At 69.9% G+C, this 14,683-nt stretch carries 15 protein-coding genes and 1 pseudogene; 7 read left to right on the plus strand and 9 right to left on the minus strand.

The annotated features are described in order from the left end of the window. The first annotated feature begins 4 nt into the window (after nt 1–4). The 5 genes and pseudogenes from E5F05_RS04745 (at nt 5) to E5F05_RS04765 (ending at nt 4,675) form a co-directional block, all read left to right on the plus strand. Nucleotides 5–280 (plus strand): hypothetical protein, encoded by a 276-nt coding sequence (locus E5F05_RS04745; protein ID WP_103128260.1) that lies wholly within the window; start codon nt 5–7, stop codon nt 278–280. A gap of 292 nt (nt 281–572) precedes the next feature. Beyond that, nucleotides 573–1,028, plus strand: a complete 456-nt coding sequence (locus E5F05_RS04750) for a hypothetical protein (protein WP_129117592.1) — start codon at nt 573–575, stop codon at nt 1,026–1,028. Continuing rightward, a complete protein-coding gene (locus E5F05_RS04755) occupies nt 1,025–1,816 on the plus strand; it encodes a DUF4396 domain-containing protein (protein ID WP_103128262.1) in 792 nt (263 codons plus the stop codon). Before E5F05_RS04750 ends, E5F05_RS04755 begins: the two co-directional genes overlap by 4 nt. A gap of 355 nt (nt 1,817–2,171) precedes the next feature. Beyond that, nucleotides 2,172–3,161, plus strand: a pseudogene (locus E5F05_RS04760) (multicopper oxidase domain-containing protein); the annotation flags it as partial. Nucleotides 3,162–4,090: 929 nt separating this feature from the next. Next, entirely contained in the window at nt 4,091–4,675 is a 585-nt protein-coding gene (locus tag E5F05_RS04765) for a hypothetical protein (RefSeq protein ID WP_129117593.1), read from the plus strand. A gap of 432 nt (nt 4,676–5,107) precedes the next feature. Here the strand turns inward: E5F05_RS04765 and E5F05_RS04770 are convergent, their stop codons facing one another. From E5F05_RS04770 to E5F05_RS04800, 7 genes are all read right to left on the minus strand, one after another. Then, a complete protein-coding gene (locus E5F05_RS04770) occupies nt 5,108–6,244 on the minus strand; it encodes an MFS transporter (protein WP_103128265.1) in 1,137 nt (378 codons plus the stop codon). Continuing rightward, nucleotides 6,244–7,275 (minus strand): arsenic resistance N-acetyltransferase ArsN2, encoded by a 1,032-nt coding sequence (arsN2, locus tag E5F05_RS04775; protein WP_103128266.1) that lies wholly within the window; start codon nt 7,273–7,275, stop codon nt 6,244–6,246. The genes E5F05_RS04770 and arsN2 overlap by 1 nt, the downstream gene beginning before the upstream one ends. Next, complete coding sequence (locus E5F05_RS04780) at nt 7,269–7,748, minus strand: MarR family winged helix-turn-helix transcriptional regulator (protein ID WP_103128267.1); 480 nt, start codon at nt 7,746–7,748, stop codon at nt 7,269–7,271. The genes arsN2 and E5F05_RS04780 overlap by 7 nt, the downstream gene beginning before the upstream one ends. Nucleotides 7,749–7,874: 126 nt before the next feature. Then, nucleotides 7,875–8,333 carry an arsenate reductase ArsC gene (locus E5F05_RS04785; RefSeq protein WP_103128268.1) on the minus strand — a complete coding sequence of 153 codons (459 nt, stop codon included), beginning with the start codon at nt 8,331–8,333 and terminating at the stop codon, nt 7,875–7,877. Next, nucleotides 8,330–9,016: an MIP/aquaporin family protein gene (locus E5F05_RS04790; RefSeq protein WP_235610257.1), complete on the minus strand. Its 687-nt coding sequence runs from the start codon at nt 9,014–9,016 to the stop codon at nt 8,330–8,332. The genes E5F05_RS04785 and E5F05_RS04790 overlap by 4 nt, the downstream gene beginning before the upstream one ends. Before the next feature lies 1 nt (nt 9,017). After that, complete coding sequence (locus tag E5F05_RS04795) at nt 9,018–9,479, minus strand: arsenate reductase ArsC (protein WP_103128270.1); 462 nt, start codon at nt 9,477–9,479, stop codon at nt 9,018–9,020. A gap of 4 nt (nt 9,480–9,483) precedes the next feature. Further along, nucleotides 9,484–9,804 carry an ArsR/SmtB family transcription factor gene (locus tag E5F05_RS04800; protein WP_103128271.1) on the minus strand — a complete coding sequence of 107 codons (321 nt, stop codon included), beginning with the start codon at nt 9,802–9,804 and terminating at the stop codon, nt 9,484–9,486. A 654-nt stretch (nt 9,805–10,458) separates the two neighbouring features. Between E5F05_RS04800 and E5F05_RS04805 the strand changes: the two genes are divergently transcribed. Together E5F05_RS04805 and E5F05_RS04810 are read left to right on the plus strand one after the other, a co-directional pair. After that, complete coding sequence (locus E5F05_RS04805; RefSeq protein WP_164973352.1) at nt 10,459–11,469, plus strand: imelysin family protein; 1,011 nt, start codon at nt 10,459–10,461, stop codon at nt 11,467–11,469. After that, nucleotides 11,466–13,751: an FTR1 family protein gene (locus tag E5F05_RS04810; RefSeq protein ID WP_103128273.1), complete on the plus strand. Its 2,286-nt coding sequence runs from the start codon at nt 11,466–11,468 to the stop codon at nt 13,749–13,751. Before E5F05_RS04805 ends, E5F05_RS04810 begins: the two co-directional genes overlap by 4 nt. Before the next feature lie 87 nt (nt 13,752–13,838). Here E5F05_RS04810 and E5F05_RS04815 read toward each other — a convergent pair whose 3' ends face one another. Then, complete coding sequence (locus tag E5F05_RS04815) at nt 13,839–14,264, minus strand: hypothetical protein (protein WP_103128274.1); 426 nt, start codon at nt 14,262–14,264, stop codon at nt 13,839–13,841. Next, complete coding sequence (locus tag E5F05_RS04820; RefSeq protein WP_103128313.1) at nt 14,261–14,623, minus strand: ArsR/SmtB family transcription factor; 363 nt, start codon at nt 14,621–14,623, stop codon at nt 14,261–14,263. The genes E5F05_RS04815 and E5F05_RS04820 overlap by 4 nt, the downstream gene beginning before the upstream one ends. Between the last annotated feature and the right edge of the window lie 60 nt (nt 14,624–14,683).

Below are 14,683 nucleotides of genomic sequence, written 5' to 3' on the forward strand. Positions count from 1 at the left end.
CTCCGTGACGGTTCGCGTTCCCCCCGCCCAGATCGTGGGGCAGGTCACTCGCAGCGACGACCCGCGCCTGCCGGTCGGCATGTCGGTGGGCCTGCGGCTGGCCGACTTCGAGGGCATCTCCGAGCCCAGCGTCACCGTGGAGGGGGTCACCCGTCCCATCGTGATGCTCGCCCTCGACCGCCTTCCTGACGGGAGCCAGGACGTGACCTTCGAGCTGTTGGAGGCGTCCTCTTCCTCCCCAGAGCCGGGCGGGAACGGTCCCGACGACCCAGGACCGTGACCGGTCTCCCCCCGATCGTCGGGGCCGGTCCGTTCAAGTCGGCGTGTGGCTCCGAACCTCATGGACCAGCGCCCTGGCCCACCCGGTCAGCCGGGGTGGACACCCCGGCTGGTGAAGCGTGGAGAATGGCCTGCCCCGGCTGGTGGACTCCCCTGCTCGATGACCAGGAGCCGCGCGGGTCGAAGGGTTGACCCTGGGGAACGCCGGGCGTGTGGGAGCGAACTTCCAGGCCACCCCGGCCGGGTTACACGAACTTAACACCTCGCGCCTAGCCTTGCGCCAGGAGGTGGAGATGAACTGCCGACGACCCATCCCCGCGCCCGCGCCCACCCAGAGTGCGGCCGTGACCCATCCCGGCGCCGCGACACGCCGCGTCCCCGCTGGTGCCCAGTGGCGGCGGGCGGCCCGGATGCTCCAGGCCCGGCCCGCCCGCCAGGAGTTCGCCCTGACCCGCTCCCCCATCCGGGATGAGGGCGAGACGCCAGGCCCCCGACACTTCGTGCCCGGACACCGGACCCCCGGCGATCCCATCCTGCCGCCGGGCAGCCATGCCGCGCGCGGGACGTCCTGCCGCCCCGCGCGGGCGCTCGCCCGCTTCGGGGGCGCCCCTCTCCGCAGGCAGCCTGGCGGCAGGAACCCCTGGATGATCGCGGGCGACACCTCCAGGCACCGGATGGAGGGGGTGAAGGGCCGGTCCGTTCCACGGGCCCGCGTCTTCTCCACGTCCAAGTTCCGGGGGCGGGCATGACTCCCGCCGCGACCGGTTGGGCGACCATCGACGTCATCCTCGCGGTGTGGTTCGGGCTGACCGCGCTGTCGGCGGCCTACGTCGCCTGGGACGCCTTCACCCGCAACCCGGAGATGAGGGTCATGAAGTGGGGCTGGTTGCTCGTCACCCTCTACACCGGCCCGGTGGGCGCGGCGCTCTACATCCTGTCCTGCCAGGAACCGGCTCCTGGCACCCACGAGACCTTCGTCCAGCCCCTGTGGAAGCAGAGTGTGGGCTCGAGCATCCACTGCCTGGCGGGGGACGCGACCGGCATCATCCTGGCCGCCGCGATCACGACGACCCTGGGCTTGCCGATGTGGCTGGACGTGATCAGCGAGTACGTGTTCGGCTTCCTGTTCGGGCTGCTGATCTTCCAGGCGCTCTTTATGCGGGACATGCTGGGCGGCTCGTACCTGCGGGCGGTGCGGCGCTCGTTCCTGCCGGAGTGGGTCTCGATGAACGCGGTGATGGCGGGCATGGTGCCGGTGATGGTGATCCTGATGAGCCGCGACATGACGGCGATGGAACCCACCTCGCTGCGCTTCTGGGGGGTGATGTCCCTGGCGACCCTGGTGGGCTTCGCCGTGGCCTACCCGGTCAACGTCTGGCTGGTGGCGAGCGGTCTCAAGCACGGCATGGGCACGGTGCGGGCCCTGGGTCGGGGCGGACACGACCTCGCCGCCGAGGAGCGCCTGATCGAGCGCACCACCGGTGAGGTGCCCGCGCCAGGCGCCTCCACCGCCCACCATTCCATGAAAGGCATGTGACATGAACGACCAGCCAGATCCTCGGAAGTCCACGCCGTCCCCGGACCACGGCGGTATGGACATGACGCCCAAGGTGTCGCGTCCCCAGATCGCGGCCGTGACCATCCTGAGCGTACTCGCCCTGGCGGCGGGCGTCGGTCTGGCGGCCGCCTTCGGCGACCTGAGCATGAGCGCCCGCGAGATGAACATGCCGGGCCAGAACATGCCCGGGATGGACATGAGCGGGAACACCTCCGGAATGCCGAGCATGCCCGGGATGAACATGGGCGGGGGCAACGCGAACACGGGCCCGGCCGCCCAGACGCCCACCCCCGTGGGCGAGCTGCCCGCCACGCCCCTCCAGACGCCCACCCGGATGGGTGACCTGGTGATGCCGCCCGGCATGATCATGACGAAGACGATGAACATGGAGGCGATGCGGGACATGGCCGCAGTGGACCTCACCCGGGTCCGGTTCACGGCCCCCGCGAACGCCCGGGGAGACCGGACCCTCACGCCGCAGGTGGTGGGCGGGGTGAAGGTGTTCAACTTCGAGACCTCGCTGATCCGCTGGAACATCCTGAAGGACGTGCAGGTGGCGGCCTACGCCGTGAACCGCCAGGTGCCCGGGCCGCGCCTGGAACTCACCCAGGGCGACCGGGTGCGGATCAACGTCAAGAACAGCCTGCCGGAGAGCACGACGATCCACTGGCACGGCCTGATCGTGCCAAACAGCATGGACGGCCCGGCGGACGTGACCCAGGGGCCCATCGCGCCCGGCGAGACCTTCACGTACGAGTTCACCGTGCGGCAGGCGGGGACGTACTTCTACCACTCGCACAAGAACCCCGACCGCCAGCAGGGCCTGGGGCTGTACGGGGCGCTGCTCGTGAAGCCGAACAACGCGGCGGGCGAGCCGAAGGCGGACCTCGACTCCACGGTGCAGTTGCAGGAGTGGCTCAAGCGCGAGGGCTACACCTTCCCGGCGATGATCATGGAGGGCGCGCTGCCCAACTTCTTCACCATCAACGGCAAGGCGTACCCGGAAACCGACACCCTCCGCATGAAGGTCGGCCAGACGGTGAGGCTGCGTTTCGTCGGCAGCAACAACAACTTCGTGCACCCCATGCATGTGCACGGCGGCCCCTTCGAGGTCGTGGCGCGCGACGGGGAGACCTTGAAGGAAAGCGCGCGCTACCTCGCAGACACGGTGAACGTCGGCCCCGGGCAGCGCTACGACGTGATCTGGAAGGCCCGGGAGAAGGGCACCTGGCTGATCCACTGCCACATTCCGCACCACACGACGAACGACAACGTCGAGGTGCAGGGGGGCGGGGGGCTCACCATGCAGATTCAGGTGTCCTGAGCCGCAGCCAGGTGCGGGGAGCGGGCGGGAGCGTATGAACGCCCGTCCCCCCTGTCCGCTGAGAAAGTCTGGACTGGACAGCCGTGAACCTGGAGGCGCTGACATGGAAGTGGCCCACCCGTCATTGAGGTTCGGCGGGGTTGAGGACACTCTGCCTGGACAGGTGGTTCTCCCACCCTCATGTCCACTGTCACGAACAGGTGAGGCTTTTCCCGTGCTGCCCTGGCCGGAAGGACCTGCATGACCGAGCACTTGATGATGTCGGGGACAACGAGCCCGGGTCGCCCTGAAACTCAGCGGCGCGAGGTCAGCGTCGCCGCAGGCGGCCAGGAGGACCTGAATTTCCTGGGCCGCCGCAGCGGCCACGCCGGGCGACCGGAGGGGCAATTTAGCTTGGTGCTGCTCGACCTCCACATGCCCCGGGTCAACAGACATGAACAGCTGTACACCATGCACGGGGGTAAGGCGCTCCGGGGTGTGCCGGTGGTGGTCACGCCCTTGAAGCTGCCCCAGGACCGGTGGGCCAGCGAGGCCCGTGGCGCCGCGGACTCCGTGATCCAGCCGGAGGAGTTCGGGGAGTTTGATGCGGCAGTCAGCCGGCCCGGTCGGCAGGGGTTGGGGGTGGGGCCGTCCGCATCGCCGGAGGGGCCGTCTCCCAGGTCCACTTGCTTGGGGCGGGACCCCCCCGTATTCCCCTGACTTCCCTCCCCATTCCGCTCATCCCGGAGGTCTTCATGGAAGCCCTGGAACGTGAATTGCGCCGCCGCCTGCTTCTGGGTCCCTTCCGCCACGGTGCCACAGAGACCCGCTATGTCGGGCGGCTTCCGCCCGGCTTCCACCTCCCCCTCCCAGCCGGTTCACGGGTCCTGGGCAGCACCCAGTGGTCCCGGATTCCCCGGTCCGGGGGCTTGCCAGGGAGGCACACCCGGGTGCTCCTCGACGCTGAACTGCCCCTGCTCTCGTGCCTCGGGCAGTGGCGTGACCTACTGCGGCTCACCGGCTGGGAGGAAGACCGCTTGCCGGGGTTCCCGGCAGGCGGGTTTCTCCCAGCACTCCTCCCCGAACACCTCCACTGCTCCTCGAGGGAACAGCACCTCTCCCTGCGGGTCACCGCCCGGGAGGTGGACGGGGTGACGTGGGTGACCCTCGACGCCTCTCCCACGCTCCCGGAACAACGCGCCGTTCGGTTGGCCTGTTGCCAGGAAAGGTGGGGACCCCCGGTTCGCCTGCGCGTCCCCAGTGGAACGACGGTGGAACCCCTGGGCGGGGGTGGGAGCGGCGGACGGTGGCACCATGCCGCCGTGCTCGGCGCGGAGAGGACGGCGGCAGCCCTCTTCGACCACTTCTCGCCGCAACTGGCCGAGCAGGGCTGGACCGAAGTCAGCCGGACGACGGACAGTCCCATGAGCGTGGGAAGTTGGTTCAGGGTGCGTGGCGGCCCGGGTGCGCTGCTGCTGTTCCTGGAGCTGGTGGAGGCGAAGTACGACGCGACGCTCAAGGTCATCCGGTCCTGAACACCTTGTCCGCAGCTTGAGCGTGGCCGGTGGCTGCGCTGCCCATGCGGCGCCGCGTTTCTCCGGGACCAAGCCGCAGGGGCGGCTGGGACTCGCCGCGCCGCTCGGCGCCCCACCGCCTATAGGCTGGCCCCACCGGGATCCTGCGGCTCTCCTAAAACTCGGTCTGCTGGACCTGCAGCACCGCTCCACAGGGAGCCGACCGAACGGTTGAGCCCGCATTCTTGTCGCCTTCCGGCTGGTCAGGCGATCCCATCCGGACCGTGCCAGAGACGCGCGCCTCCGCGAGGCCGCGCCGCTGATCGTCCACCCACCGGAGCCCGTCGAAGCAGAGCGGCACCCCCGCCGCCCACCCCTTGTCAGGGTGTCCACGGCGCACCCCTCGGACGTTCCCGTCAAGGGGTCGCGCCAGCAGTGGGGCGAACACCAAGGCTAAGCCTGGGTCCAGCCTCCGCCTGCGGTCAGGCGACGGGCGGTGAGCAGGACTCCGGCAGCGGCCAGGGCAGACCCTGCCAGCAGCAGCAGGGAGACGTGGGCGCTGCCTGTCCAGGTGAACAGCACCCCTACCCCCAGCGGCGTGAACGCCTGCGCCAGGTTCACCGACCGCGCCATCTGCCCGTTCGCCGCCCCAAAGGTCAGGGCCCCACTCGTCAGCCCGAACACCACGATGCCCACGACCATGAGCGTCAGAGACGCCAGGAAATGCAGCAGCAGCGCCCCAATCGCCAGGCCGACGAAGAGCACCAGGGTCAGAGGCAGGGCGCCCAGCCGCGAGAGCAGCGGGACGAACAGCACCCGGCCCGGCAGGGCGGCCAGGCCCAGCAGGCCGGTGAGGGCCGCCGCGAGCCCGGGAGCGTATCCGGCAGCGAGCAGGAGCGGCGCGAGCTGCAAACCCACCCCGACGGTGACGATGCGCGCGAGCGTGAAGGCCAACGTCAGCCGTGCGAAGGCGGGGTCCGGGGCAAAGGCCGGACGAGGTGTACCCGGTCTGGCCCCTCCCACTGAGGGAAGGACCCGCCAGGCCAGCAGGCCCAAGGCGACCAGCAGCACCGCGAGGGCGAGCAGCGCCGCACGTAGTGCCCCCACCGACAGCAGGGCGGCGGTGAGCGGCACGAAGATCGTGCTCGCCAGCCCCGCGACGAGCGTAATCGTCAGGGTGGCCCGGGTCCGGGCAGCGCCACTCACCTGTTGCCCCAGGACGGTGAAGGCGGCCTCGTAGAACGTCAGGGCCATCGCCACGCCCGCGAGCAGCCAGCCCAGCACAAAGGCCGGGTAGCTGGAGGTGCAGGCCAGCAGCATGAACGCCACTCCGCCCAGCGCCGCCCCGCCCCCCACCAGCACCCGGCCCCCGCGAGCGTCGAGGGCGCGACCGACCCTTGGGGCGACGAGCGCCGTGACCAGCAGGGCGAGGGTGAAGGCGAGGCCGGTCTGAGTGCGGGACCACCCGCGTTCGTGTTCGGCGGCGACCGCAAGGAGGGGCTGGGCGTAGTACAGGGCGCCGTAGCTCACGGTCGTGAGGACGGCCAGCGTCCACACCAGGGAACGCTGGCTGCGAGTGGACTCGGGCATCAGCCCAGGGAGATCAGGTCGGTCGTGGCCGGGCCACAGCAGCCACTCCCACTTGTAGGGGCACAGCACGCCGCGGCCTCCACCGGCTCCGCCGCAGCGACGGGCTGCCCGCAGGCGTCAGAAGCCTTGCACTGCACACCTGGCGTCCGCAGGTGAACGATCACGCGCTCCCCCTGGGGTTCGACGTGCGTGACGTGGTACTGCATGGCGGGCGTGACGCTGTTGCCGTACTCAAACCGCACCTCCGCCTCCCCGCGCACCGGGACGCTCTTTGCCACCCGGTCGTAGATGCTCAGGAACTTACGGGTGGTCATGAACCCCTCTCCCGCCTCCCGCGCGTTGCCGTCCTTGAGCTGGATCACCGTCTCGCGCCAGGAGGAAGCCCTCCCGCCGCAGTCCATCGCTTCAATCGTGACGGCCTTCACTTCCGTGACGTGGTAGCCGGGGCCGACCAGCCGCTCGCTGTGGAGCCAGAACTCCAGGGGGAGTGGAGGCCCTGCACGCAGCGCGTCGAGCAGCGCGGAGGTGGAGGTCTGGTCCGTGAGGCCGGGGATGGTCTGCGTCATGGGTTCCTCCTGGGAAGCGGCGTGCAGGGCGAGGTGCATCAGGGTGGCGGACCCTGGGCAGGCGTCCTGAAACTCGCGCGAGGCGAGCAGGGGGGCGGGAGCGACCGAACGTGGCACCCGGACGAAGCCGAAGCGCGGGAAGAAGCGCGGGAAGTAGCCCTCGGCGGTGGTGGTGAGCAGGTAGAGATGCTGGAGGCCCCGGGCGCGGGCCTGGTCGAGCACTTCACCGATCAGCCGGGCGGCCACGCCCTGCCCCCGTGCCGACGGCGTGACGGCCACCGAGCGCAGCAGGCCCACTCTGTCGTGCGTCTCCAACCCGGCGAGGCCCAGCACGTGCCCGTCCCCGTCCTCGGCGAGGAGGTAGCCGCCCAGGTGCTCGCCGACGCCCGCCGTGGGCAGGTTGAGAGCGGCGAGCAACGCCCCGGCGGCAGGAAGATCGGCGGGACGTGCGCCTCGGGTCAGCATCCGCAGCCCCCCTCCCCGTCGAGTTCGGCCCCAAGCGCGGCGCTCAGGCCCCTGAGGAGCCGCAACGTCGCCGCCCGGTCCTCTTGGGGCAGGCGGGCCAGCACCCGGGCGGATTGGTCGTTGAGCTGGGCGTCGAGGTCCTGCGCGGCCTGGTGTCCCGCGCCCGTGAGGCGCAGCAGCAGGGCGCGGCGGTCGCCCGGGTGCGGCGTCTTCACGAGGAGCCCCTGTTCCACCAGATCGTCGGTGCTGCGGCTGAGCCACGCCTTGTCCAGGTTCAAAGTGCCGGTCAAGGCCCGCAGCGTCTGATCGCCCTCGCGTTCCAAGGTGGTGAGAATCGCGCACTGGGTCGCGGATTGCACGTCGCAGCAGGCGAAGTTCCGTTGCTGCAACTCGGTGAACTGCCGCGTCACCGTCCGAAGGAGTGCTCCCGTCTGGGTCGCCTCCTCCAATCTGTTGTCATTGGCAACGGTCATGCCTTGACTGTACTGCGGCCCTTGTTGCTTGTCAATGACAACAATCGGATGGGTTAACGGTTGCCCTGATCGGACGGGCGACCAGGGCAGAGCAGTTACCGTGAACGTCCCCGAAGACGGCGGTCCTCATGCCTGGCTCCGCAACCAGCTTTGAATCCGGTCGTCAATTTCATCACGCACCCGGCGGAAGACGGCCAGGCGCTCCTCCTCATTGCCCTGAGCGGCAGCGGGGTCGTCGAAGGCCCAGGACAGGCGGTAGGAGGCGTGCGGGAAGATCGGGCAGTTGGCTTCCGCCCGGTCACACACCGTCACCACGTAGGTGAAGTGCTCCCCGAGGAGCGGCTTGACGCCCTTGGCCTGAAGGTGGCCGGTGGAAAGGCCCCGTTCTTCGAGCACCTTCAGGGTCAGTGGGTTGATTTCACCCGGTTCCAGCCCAGCCGATTGGACGCTGAAACGGTCCCCGGCGTGGTGCTCCAGCAGCACCTGAGCCATCTGCGAGCGGGCGGTGTTGCCGGTGCAGATGAACAGCACGCTGGGCGGCCGGGTGTCGGTTGGCGTGAACGTGTTGCTCTCTCCCTGGGTCATGTCGGCTCTCCTTCGGGCTGGAACTCCTGGGCAAGGTGAGGACGGGGTTCGACGGGTTCTGTGGGACTCAGGACGTGGTTGGCGGCCACCGCCAGGACGGCGCCGAGCAGGGGGGCGGCCCAGTACAACCAGTGGGCGGTCCAGAGGCCGCTCGCCAGCGCCGGGCCAAAGGAGCGGGCCGGGTTCATGCTCGCCCCGGTGATGGGGCCGCCCATCGCGGCTCCCAGGGCAACGACGCCTCCCACCACCCACGGCAGACCGCTTCTGAGCGCGACGAGCAGCAGGAAGAAGGTCAGCACCAGTTCGAGGACGAACGCTTGGGCCACGCTCCCCGCAGGAACCGTGACGCCCAGACCGCCCTTCAGGCCGAAGAGCGCCAGCAGCACGAAGGCGGCCAGGACCGCGCCCAGGAGCTGCGCCGCGACGTAGGGCAGGACCCGAGCACGCGGGAACTTCCCGGCCAGGGTCAGGGCGAACGTGGCCGCCGGATTGATGTGGGCCCCGCTGATGGGCGCCAGGGCCGCGATGACGGCGGTGACGGTGAGGCCGAATACGGCGGCCACGCCGAGGTGGCCGAGGGCGCCCGTCTGCGCCTGGACCACCGCCGCACCGGGGCCGAAGAACACCAGGGCAAAGGTGCCCAGCCCCTCGGCCACCAGCGCGCGGGACAGGGGAACGGCCACGTCAGGCCGCCGAGACGGGCGGGCTGTCCTCGTAACTCTCGGGGACGGGCCGCCCGTCCCGGAGCGCCTGCACGAACCCATCGAATTGCTTCTGGAGTTGGTCCCGCACTTCCCGCCAGCGGTCGAGGCTGCCGCCGCTCGGGTCGGTGAAGGGGTAGTGCAGGCGGTGGGTCCGGCCTGGGTACGCGGGGCAGGCTTCAGCGGCCGAGTCGCAGACGGTGATCACATAGTCGAAGTTCTGCCAGTCCGGCACGTCCCAGAGCGTCTTGCTGGTGTGGCCGTCGAGGCTCAGGCCGATCTCCCCCATGACGGTCTTCGCGTCGTCCTTGACCCGGGTGGCTTCCGTCCCAGCGGAATGCACGTCGAGGCCCAATCCCACACGCTCTGCCGCCGCCCGAGTCAGGGCCTCGGCCATCTGCGAGCGGGCGGAATTGTGGGTGCACAGGATCAGAACGCGGGTCACACCCTCAGCATATCGATTTCGTTTGATGCGTCAAGGCGAGTGGACCCGTGAATATCTCGCCCAGCAGGTTCCCACCCAACTGAAAAAATTGATCCTGGCGCAGGGTGTAATAGGTGTTCTTGCCGCGCTGCTCGGAAGAAACCAGTTCGGCTTCGCGGAGGATGCCGAGGTGGTAGGAGACCTTGGACTGGGGAAGCCCCAGCAAGGCTTCCAGGTCGCACACGCAGCGTTCGCCGCCTGCCAGGTGCCGGACCAACTCAAAGCGGATCTCGTGGGAGAGGGCCTTGAGCTGGTCGAGCACGCCGGGCACGGCCACCGTCGTCATTCAGGCATTCTAGTGGTTGAGAAAGTCAGGACTGGCAGCGTCGCCAGGCTCTTGCGAGCGCCGGGGACGACGGTAGCCCCAGAGGATGTGGCGCGGCCGAGGGGCTGAAAGCTTAGCGTTGGTTCTCGCGCCACTGCTGGCGTTACCCCGTCACCGCCGGAAGCCCGTCGCGGGGAGTGGGAGGCCACCGTCTGACTCACACGGGATCCGGTCCGCCTTCAGCCCGCGGAACTCGCTCGTGTGACCTCCCCATTGGGTCATGGTAAAGGTGTTCGTGCCGGACCGGCGCGGCAGAAGGCGCACCTCAGCCGCGGAACGGCACGATGACTTCCTGCCCCCGCAACTCAGAGAGTCCCACCCGTTCGCCCCCGAGATCCGGCGCAGCGGGGCCGCGGCAAACGTGACCCGGGCTGGCCGCAGGGGCAGATGCTTGGAGGAGACCGATGGCCTCAACAGACGTGTTCCTCGTCCCCTCCAAGAGACGGAAGGGCCAGCATGGTGTGATCAGCGCTGACATGACGCCGTTCTGGCCGAAGTCCTGACCTTACCGAGAACGACTCTCAATAAAGGCCGTCCTACACGACGATTCTTGACAGCTCTCTGGTCGCGCCCTACGCTTAATCCGACTGATCTGCTCGGATTAAAAGGAGAACTGTGCGAACCGCCCCGATCCTGCTGACCCTGCTGCTCGCTCCGCCCGCCCTGGCGGCCGACCTGAGCGGCACCAAGACCTACCTGCTGGGTCGCCTGGACGCCCTGAACACCTCCACCGCCCGACTCGTGCAGGCCAGTGACGCCTACTACCAACTCGCCAAGGGGGCGAACTTCGACTACGCCCGGCTCTGGAAGACCAATCCTGGTGGAGTGAAAGCCGCCGTCGAGCAGACCCGGGCCGCTTGGCGCGACGCCAGCCCCCGCTACGAGCAGATCGAGGGCTTCTTCGCCGGGCAGGACCCCTTCGACCGCCTCGACCTGATCATCGACGCCGCCAACCCCGGCACCGAGGGCGGCGTGGACCACGACGTGAAGCTCCCCAACGGCACGGTTCTGAAACGGCCGGGCGCACTGTTCAACCTCACCGAGTCCGCGCTGTGGGGCCTGAATCCCCGGTACACGGCCCTGAAGGTGAAGCTCAGCGCCAGGGACGGGCTGGGCAACGCCCTGCCGGACGCGAACGTGCTCAAGGGCGGCGTGGACGCCCTGCACGCGGTGGTCGGGCAACTGCGGCAGACGGCGCGGACCTGGCAGCCCAGCACGGCGTACGTCTTCAGCACCCTCACGGCCAACGTGCCCACCACCCAGGACTTTCTGGAGGCCTGGCGCGGCTCGCGTTTCGTGACGGGCGGCGCCAGCCAGACCCAGGAGTTCGCGGCCATCTCCCGCCTGAACGACCTGCGGGACAACATCGGGTCCTGGCAGGTGATCTACGCCGGGGTGAGTCCCCAGGTGCGGGGCAGGAACGCCACGCTCGACGCCCAGGTGCGGAGCGGCCTGAAGGACCTGCGGACCTACGTTGAACGCCTGATTGCCCGAGAGCAGCGGCGGCGCTTCACGCCCGAGCAGGCCCTGATGCTGCAACAGGAGGCGCAGGACCGCGCGACCGCCATTGCCGGTCCCCTCACGCAGGCCGCCACCCTCCTGGGGGTCAAGGTGTCGGGGCAATGAGGCGGCTTCTCCCCCTGCTCCTCACCCTGGCCAGCACGGCGGGCGCCGCTGACCTCGCCACCGCGGCGCAGACGGTGCGCACGGCGCTCTCCGACGCGCAGGTCGAGCTGATCCTCGATCCCCAGCACGCGGCCACGCTCACCCGACAGGCGCAGACCACCTTCCAACGCGACCTCGCGCCAGCGCTGCGCGAGGTGGACCCGGCCATCGCCCGGCAGGTGGCGGGCGATCTGGAGCGGGCGGTGAAGGCGGCGGGGCGGGACGACGAGGCCAACTTCGCTGCCGCCCGGAGTCTGGCCTGGACGGGCCTGCTCTCCGGGGCGTACCGCGCCCTGGAAGGCGCCGTGCGGGCGAACGACGTGGTCGCCGCCCGCCGGTGGCTGCCCCTGCGCGAGTACCGGCCCGCCAACCGCTTCACGCGGCTGAACGCCGACGTGACCGAGGCGGTCGAGGCCCTGGCGCGCGGGGAGATTCAGCCCCAGGCCGCCCTGCTCGGCGTGCGGGCCGACCTGCTCGACGGCTACCAGGCCCGGCTCGCGGACGCGCTGACCCACCTGGGCCAGGCCCAAACCCAGGGCTACCGCATCCGGGCGGCAGAGCAGGCCGCCCTGGCCCGCGGGTACTTCGAGGTTCTGGCCCCCACCTACCGGGAGCAACGGGGCGAGGCGGCGCTCAAGACCGCCCGCGAGGCGTTCGTGGCCCTGCCCGGCAGCCTGCCCCGGGTCACCACCCTGATCAATGGCTTCCGGGCCGCGCCCCTGAGCGAGCGGGAGCGTGCCCGCCGCGCCTCCCAGGCCCTGCGCTACCTGAACCTGGTGCTGGTGGAGTACGCCCGCGGGGTGAGCGGCGCCGAGGGACACGTCGTCGTGAAGCGCGACCTGGAGATCACCGAGGCCCGCACCTTCCTGAGCGGCGCGGCCGGGGCCTTCGGGGACCTGGCCCCGCTCCTGGGGGACCAGTCCGGCGCCGACCGGGCCCGTCAGGCCTTCGAGACCCTCGCGGCGGACCTCGACCGGGCCGCGCGCCAGGAGAACGTCCCCTCGGCCGCGCGGGTGCAGCAGGGGGTGAAGGCCCTCTCCGCCCAGCTCAGTACCCTCTTCCCGGCGGCCTGGCAGCGGCACGACGCCAGCGGTGACCTCGACGTGATTCGCTCGCAACTCGACGCGGCGGTGCGCGCGGCCGCCAGCGGCGATTACGACCTCGCCGAGAGCGGGCGCCTCGACGCCTACGCCACCCTGGAGGGCGGCCCGGAGGCCCGGATCGCGGTGTTCGCCCCCGACCTCAAGCTGCGCCTCGAAGACCTCTTCTGGAACGGCGAACAGCCCAAGGGGCTCGCCCGCCTGATCCGGGAGCGCGGGGACGCGGCGGCCTTCGGGCAGACCCGGGCACAACTCGACGTGGCCCTGGACGACACGGCCAAGCTGCTGGGCACGGACGCGGCCCCGGCCGCCGTGGCGACCAACGCGGGCGTGATCGTCTTCCGCGAGGGGCTGGAGGCCGTGCTGATCCTGGCCGCCCTGATGGGCTCCCTGCGCCGCAAGCAGGTGCGGCACCTGCGCCGCCCGATGTGGGCGGGGGCGGCCCTCGCCTTGGTCGCCTCGGTGCTGACCTGGCTGCTGATGCAGGGCACCCTGGGGCTCTTCGCGCGCTTCGGGGAGAAGCTCTCGGCGGTGGTGAGCGTGATCGCCATCGGCGTGCTGCTGGTGATCATGAACTGGTTTTTCCACAACGTGTACTGGACCGACCGTATGGCCGCCTTCCAGCAGCAGAAACACCACCTGATGGGCGGGCGGGTGGGGGGGCACCTCGCGCAGGTGCTGGGCCTGGTCGTCCTGGGCTTCACCTCCATCTACCGCGAGGGCTTCGAGACGGTGCTGTTCCTCCAATCGCTGGTGCTGCAAAGCGGCACGGGGGTCGTGCTCACGGGGACCGGGCTGGGACTGGCCGCCGTGCTGGGCGTGGGTGTCCTGGTCTTCGCCCTCCAGGCCAAGCTGCCCATGAAGAAGCTGCTGGTTTGGACGGGTGGGATGATCTGCGCGGTGCTGTTCGTGATGGTGGGGAATACGGTCCACACCCTGCAACTGGTGGGGTGGCTGCCCGTCCACGCCCTGCCGGCGAGCTTCCCGGCGTGGGCGGGGCTGTGGTCGGGGCTGTACGCGACCTGGGAGGGTGTGGTGCTCCAGGTGGTGGCGGTGGTGGCGGTGATGGGGAGCTACTTCCTGGCCGAGGGCCTCAAGGAGCGCCAGCTTCACCGCCGGCTCGCCGCGTCCCCGTCGCGGTAAGGGGTGGGCCGCGCGTTGCACTTGCGGTGAAGACAGACGTGCGGCCAGTGAGGTGGAGCCCACCTCACTGGCCGCTTTTGGAGCATTCTACGGCTGGCCGCTGATGGTGATGAGGGTGGTCTTGGTCTCCCCCTCCTGCACGGCGTGGTACTGGAGCAGCTCCCCGCCCCGGTCCAGAAACGCCGTGTAGTTGCCGGGGAGAACGTCGTCCGTCCGTTGCCCATACCCCGCGCGCTTGAAGGGATCGAGGAGGACCTTCGGCTGCCACCCGGGCAGGCGGTACATCTCCACCCGGGCCTCCCCCCGGTGAACCTCCGCCCGGTAGCCCCGGCTGTACGTCGGGCATTCGGGCGTCAGGCCGGACGGGAGGGGAGCCAGCCCATTCCAGAGGGTCCCGGGCCGCTCGATGCAGAACAGGTCCCCCTGCCAGCGGCGCTCCTGGGTCAGCCACCACCCGCCCACACCCGCCAGCCCCAGCAGCGCCACGGCCAGCAGGACGAAGATCGGCTTCACTCGCGCACGTGGTCCACCGCGCCGCCGATTAGGGAGGTGATGTGCTGGTCGAGCAGCCGGTAGTAGGCGATGCGTCCCTCCTTGCGGAAGGCCACCAGGCGGTGGGCCCGCAGGAGTCGGAGCTGGTGGCTGACGGCGCTCTCGCTGATGCCGACCACGGCGGCGAGGTCGCATACGCACAGCTCCTCGGCGTTCAGGGCGCTGAGGATGCGGAAGCGGGTGGGGTCGGCAATCATTTTGAGCAGGCTGGTGGCGTCCTCAACACAGCTCGCGTCTGGCTGGACGGCCCTCACCCGGGCGACCGCCTCAGGATGGACGCAGGCCACCTCGCACACGTCGTCTTGAGAAGCGGTTCTCATGTCTCGACCATAGCGCAGGGAGGAGGGAAACACCGTCACCCCACCACCTCCCGCACGTTC

It is taken from the genome of Deinococcus metallilatus (assembly GCF_004758605.1).
Classification (GTDB): domain Bacteria; phylum Deinococcota; class Deinococci; order Deinococcales; family Deinococcaceae; genus Deinococcus; species Deinococcus metallilatus.

Bases quoted from the DNA above. Each gene is read 5' to 3' on its own strand.
- E5F05_RS04800 (WP_103128271.1), bottom strand. From the start codon at position 9,804: ATGACGACGGTGGCCGTGCCCGGCGTGCTCGACCAGCTCAAGGCCCTC.
- E5F05_RS04810 (WP_103128273.1), top strand. From the start codon at position 11,466: ATGAGGCGGCTTCTCCCCCTGCTCCTCACCCTGGCCAGCACGGCGGGC.
- E5F05_RS04750 (WP_129117592.1), top strand. From the start codon at position 573: ATGAACTGCCGACGACCCATCCCCGCGCCCGCGCCCACCCAGAGTGCG.
- arsN2 (WP_103128266.1), bottom strand. From the start codon at position 7,275: ATGCTGACCCGAGGCGCACGTCCCGCCGATCTTCCTGCCGCCGGGGCG.
- E5F05_RS04785 (WP_103128268.1), bottom strand. From the start codon at position 8,333: ATGACCCAGGGAGAGAGCAACACGTTCACGCCAACCGACACCCGGCCG.
- E5F05_RS04820 (WP_103128313.1), bottom strand. From the start codon at position 14,623: ATGAGAACCGCTTCTCAAGACGACGTGTGCGAGGTGGCCTGCGTCCAT.
- E5F05_RS04770 (WP_103128265.1), bottom strand. From the start codon at position 6,244: ATGCCCGAGTCCACTCGCAGCCAGCGTTCCCTGGTGTGGACGCTGGCC.
- E5F05_RS04755 (WP_103128262.1), top strand. From the start codon at position 1,025: ATGACTCCCGCCGCGACCGGTTGGGCGACCATCGACGTCATCCTCGCG.
- E5F05_RS04780 (WP_103128267.1), bottom strand. From the start codon at position 7,748: ATGACCGTTGCCAATGACAACAGATTGGAGGAGGCGACCCAGACGGGA.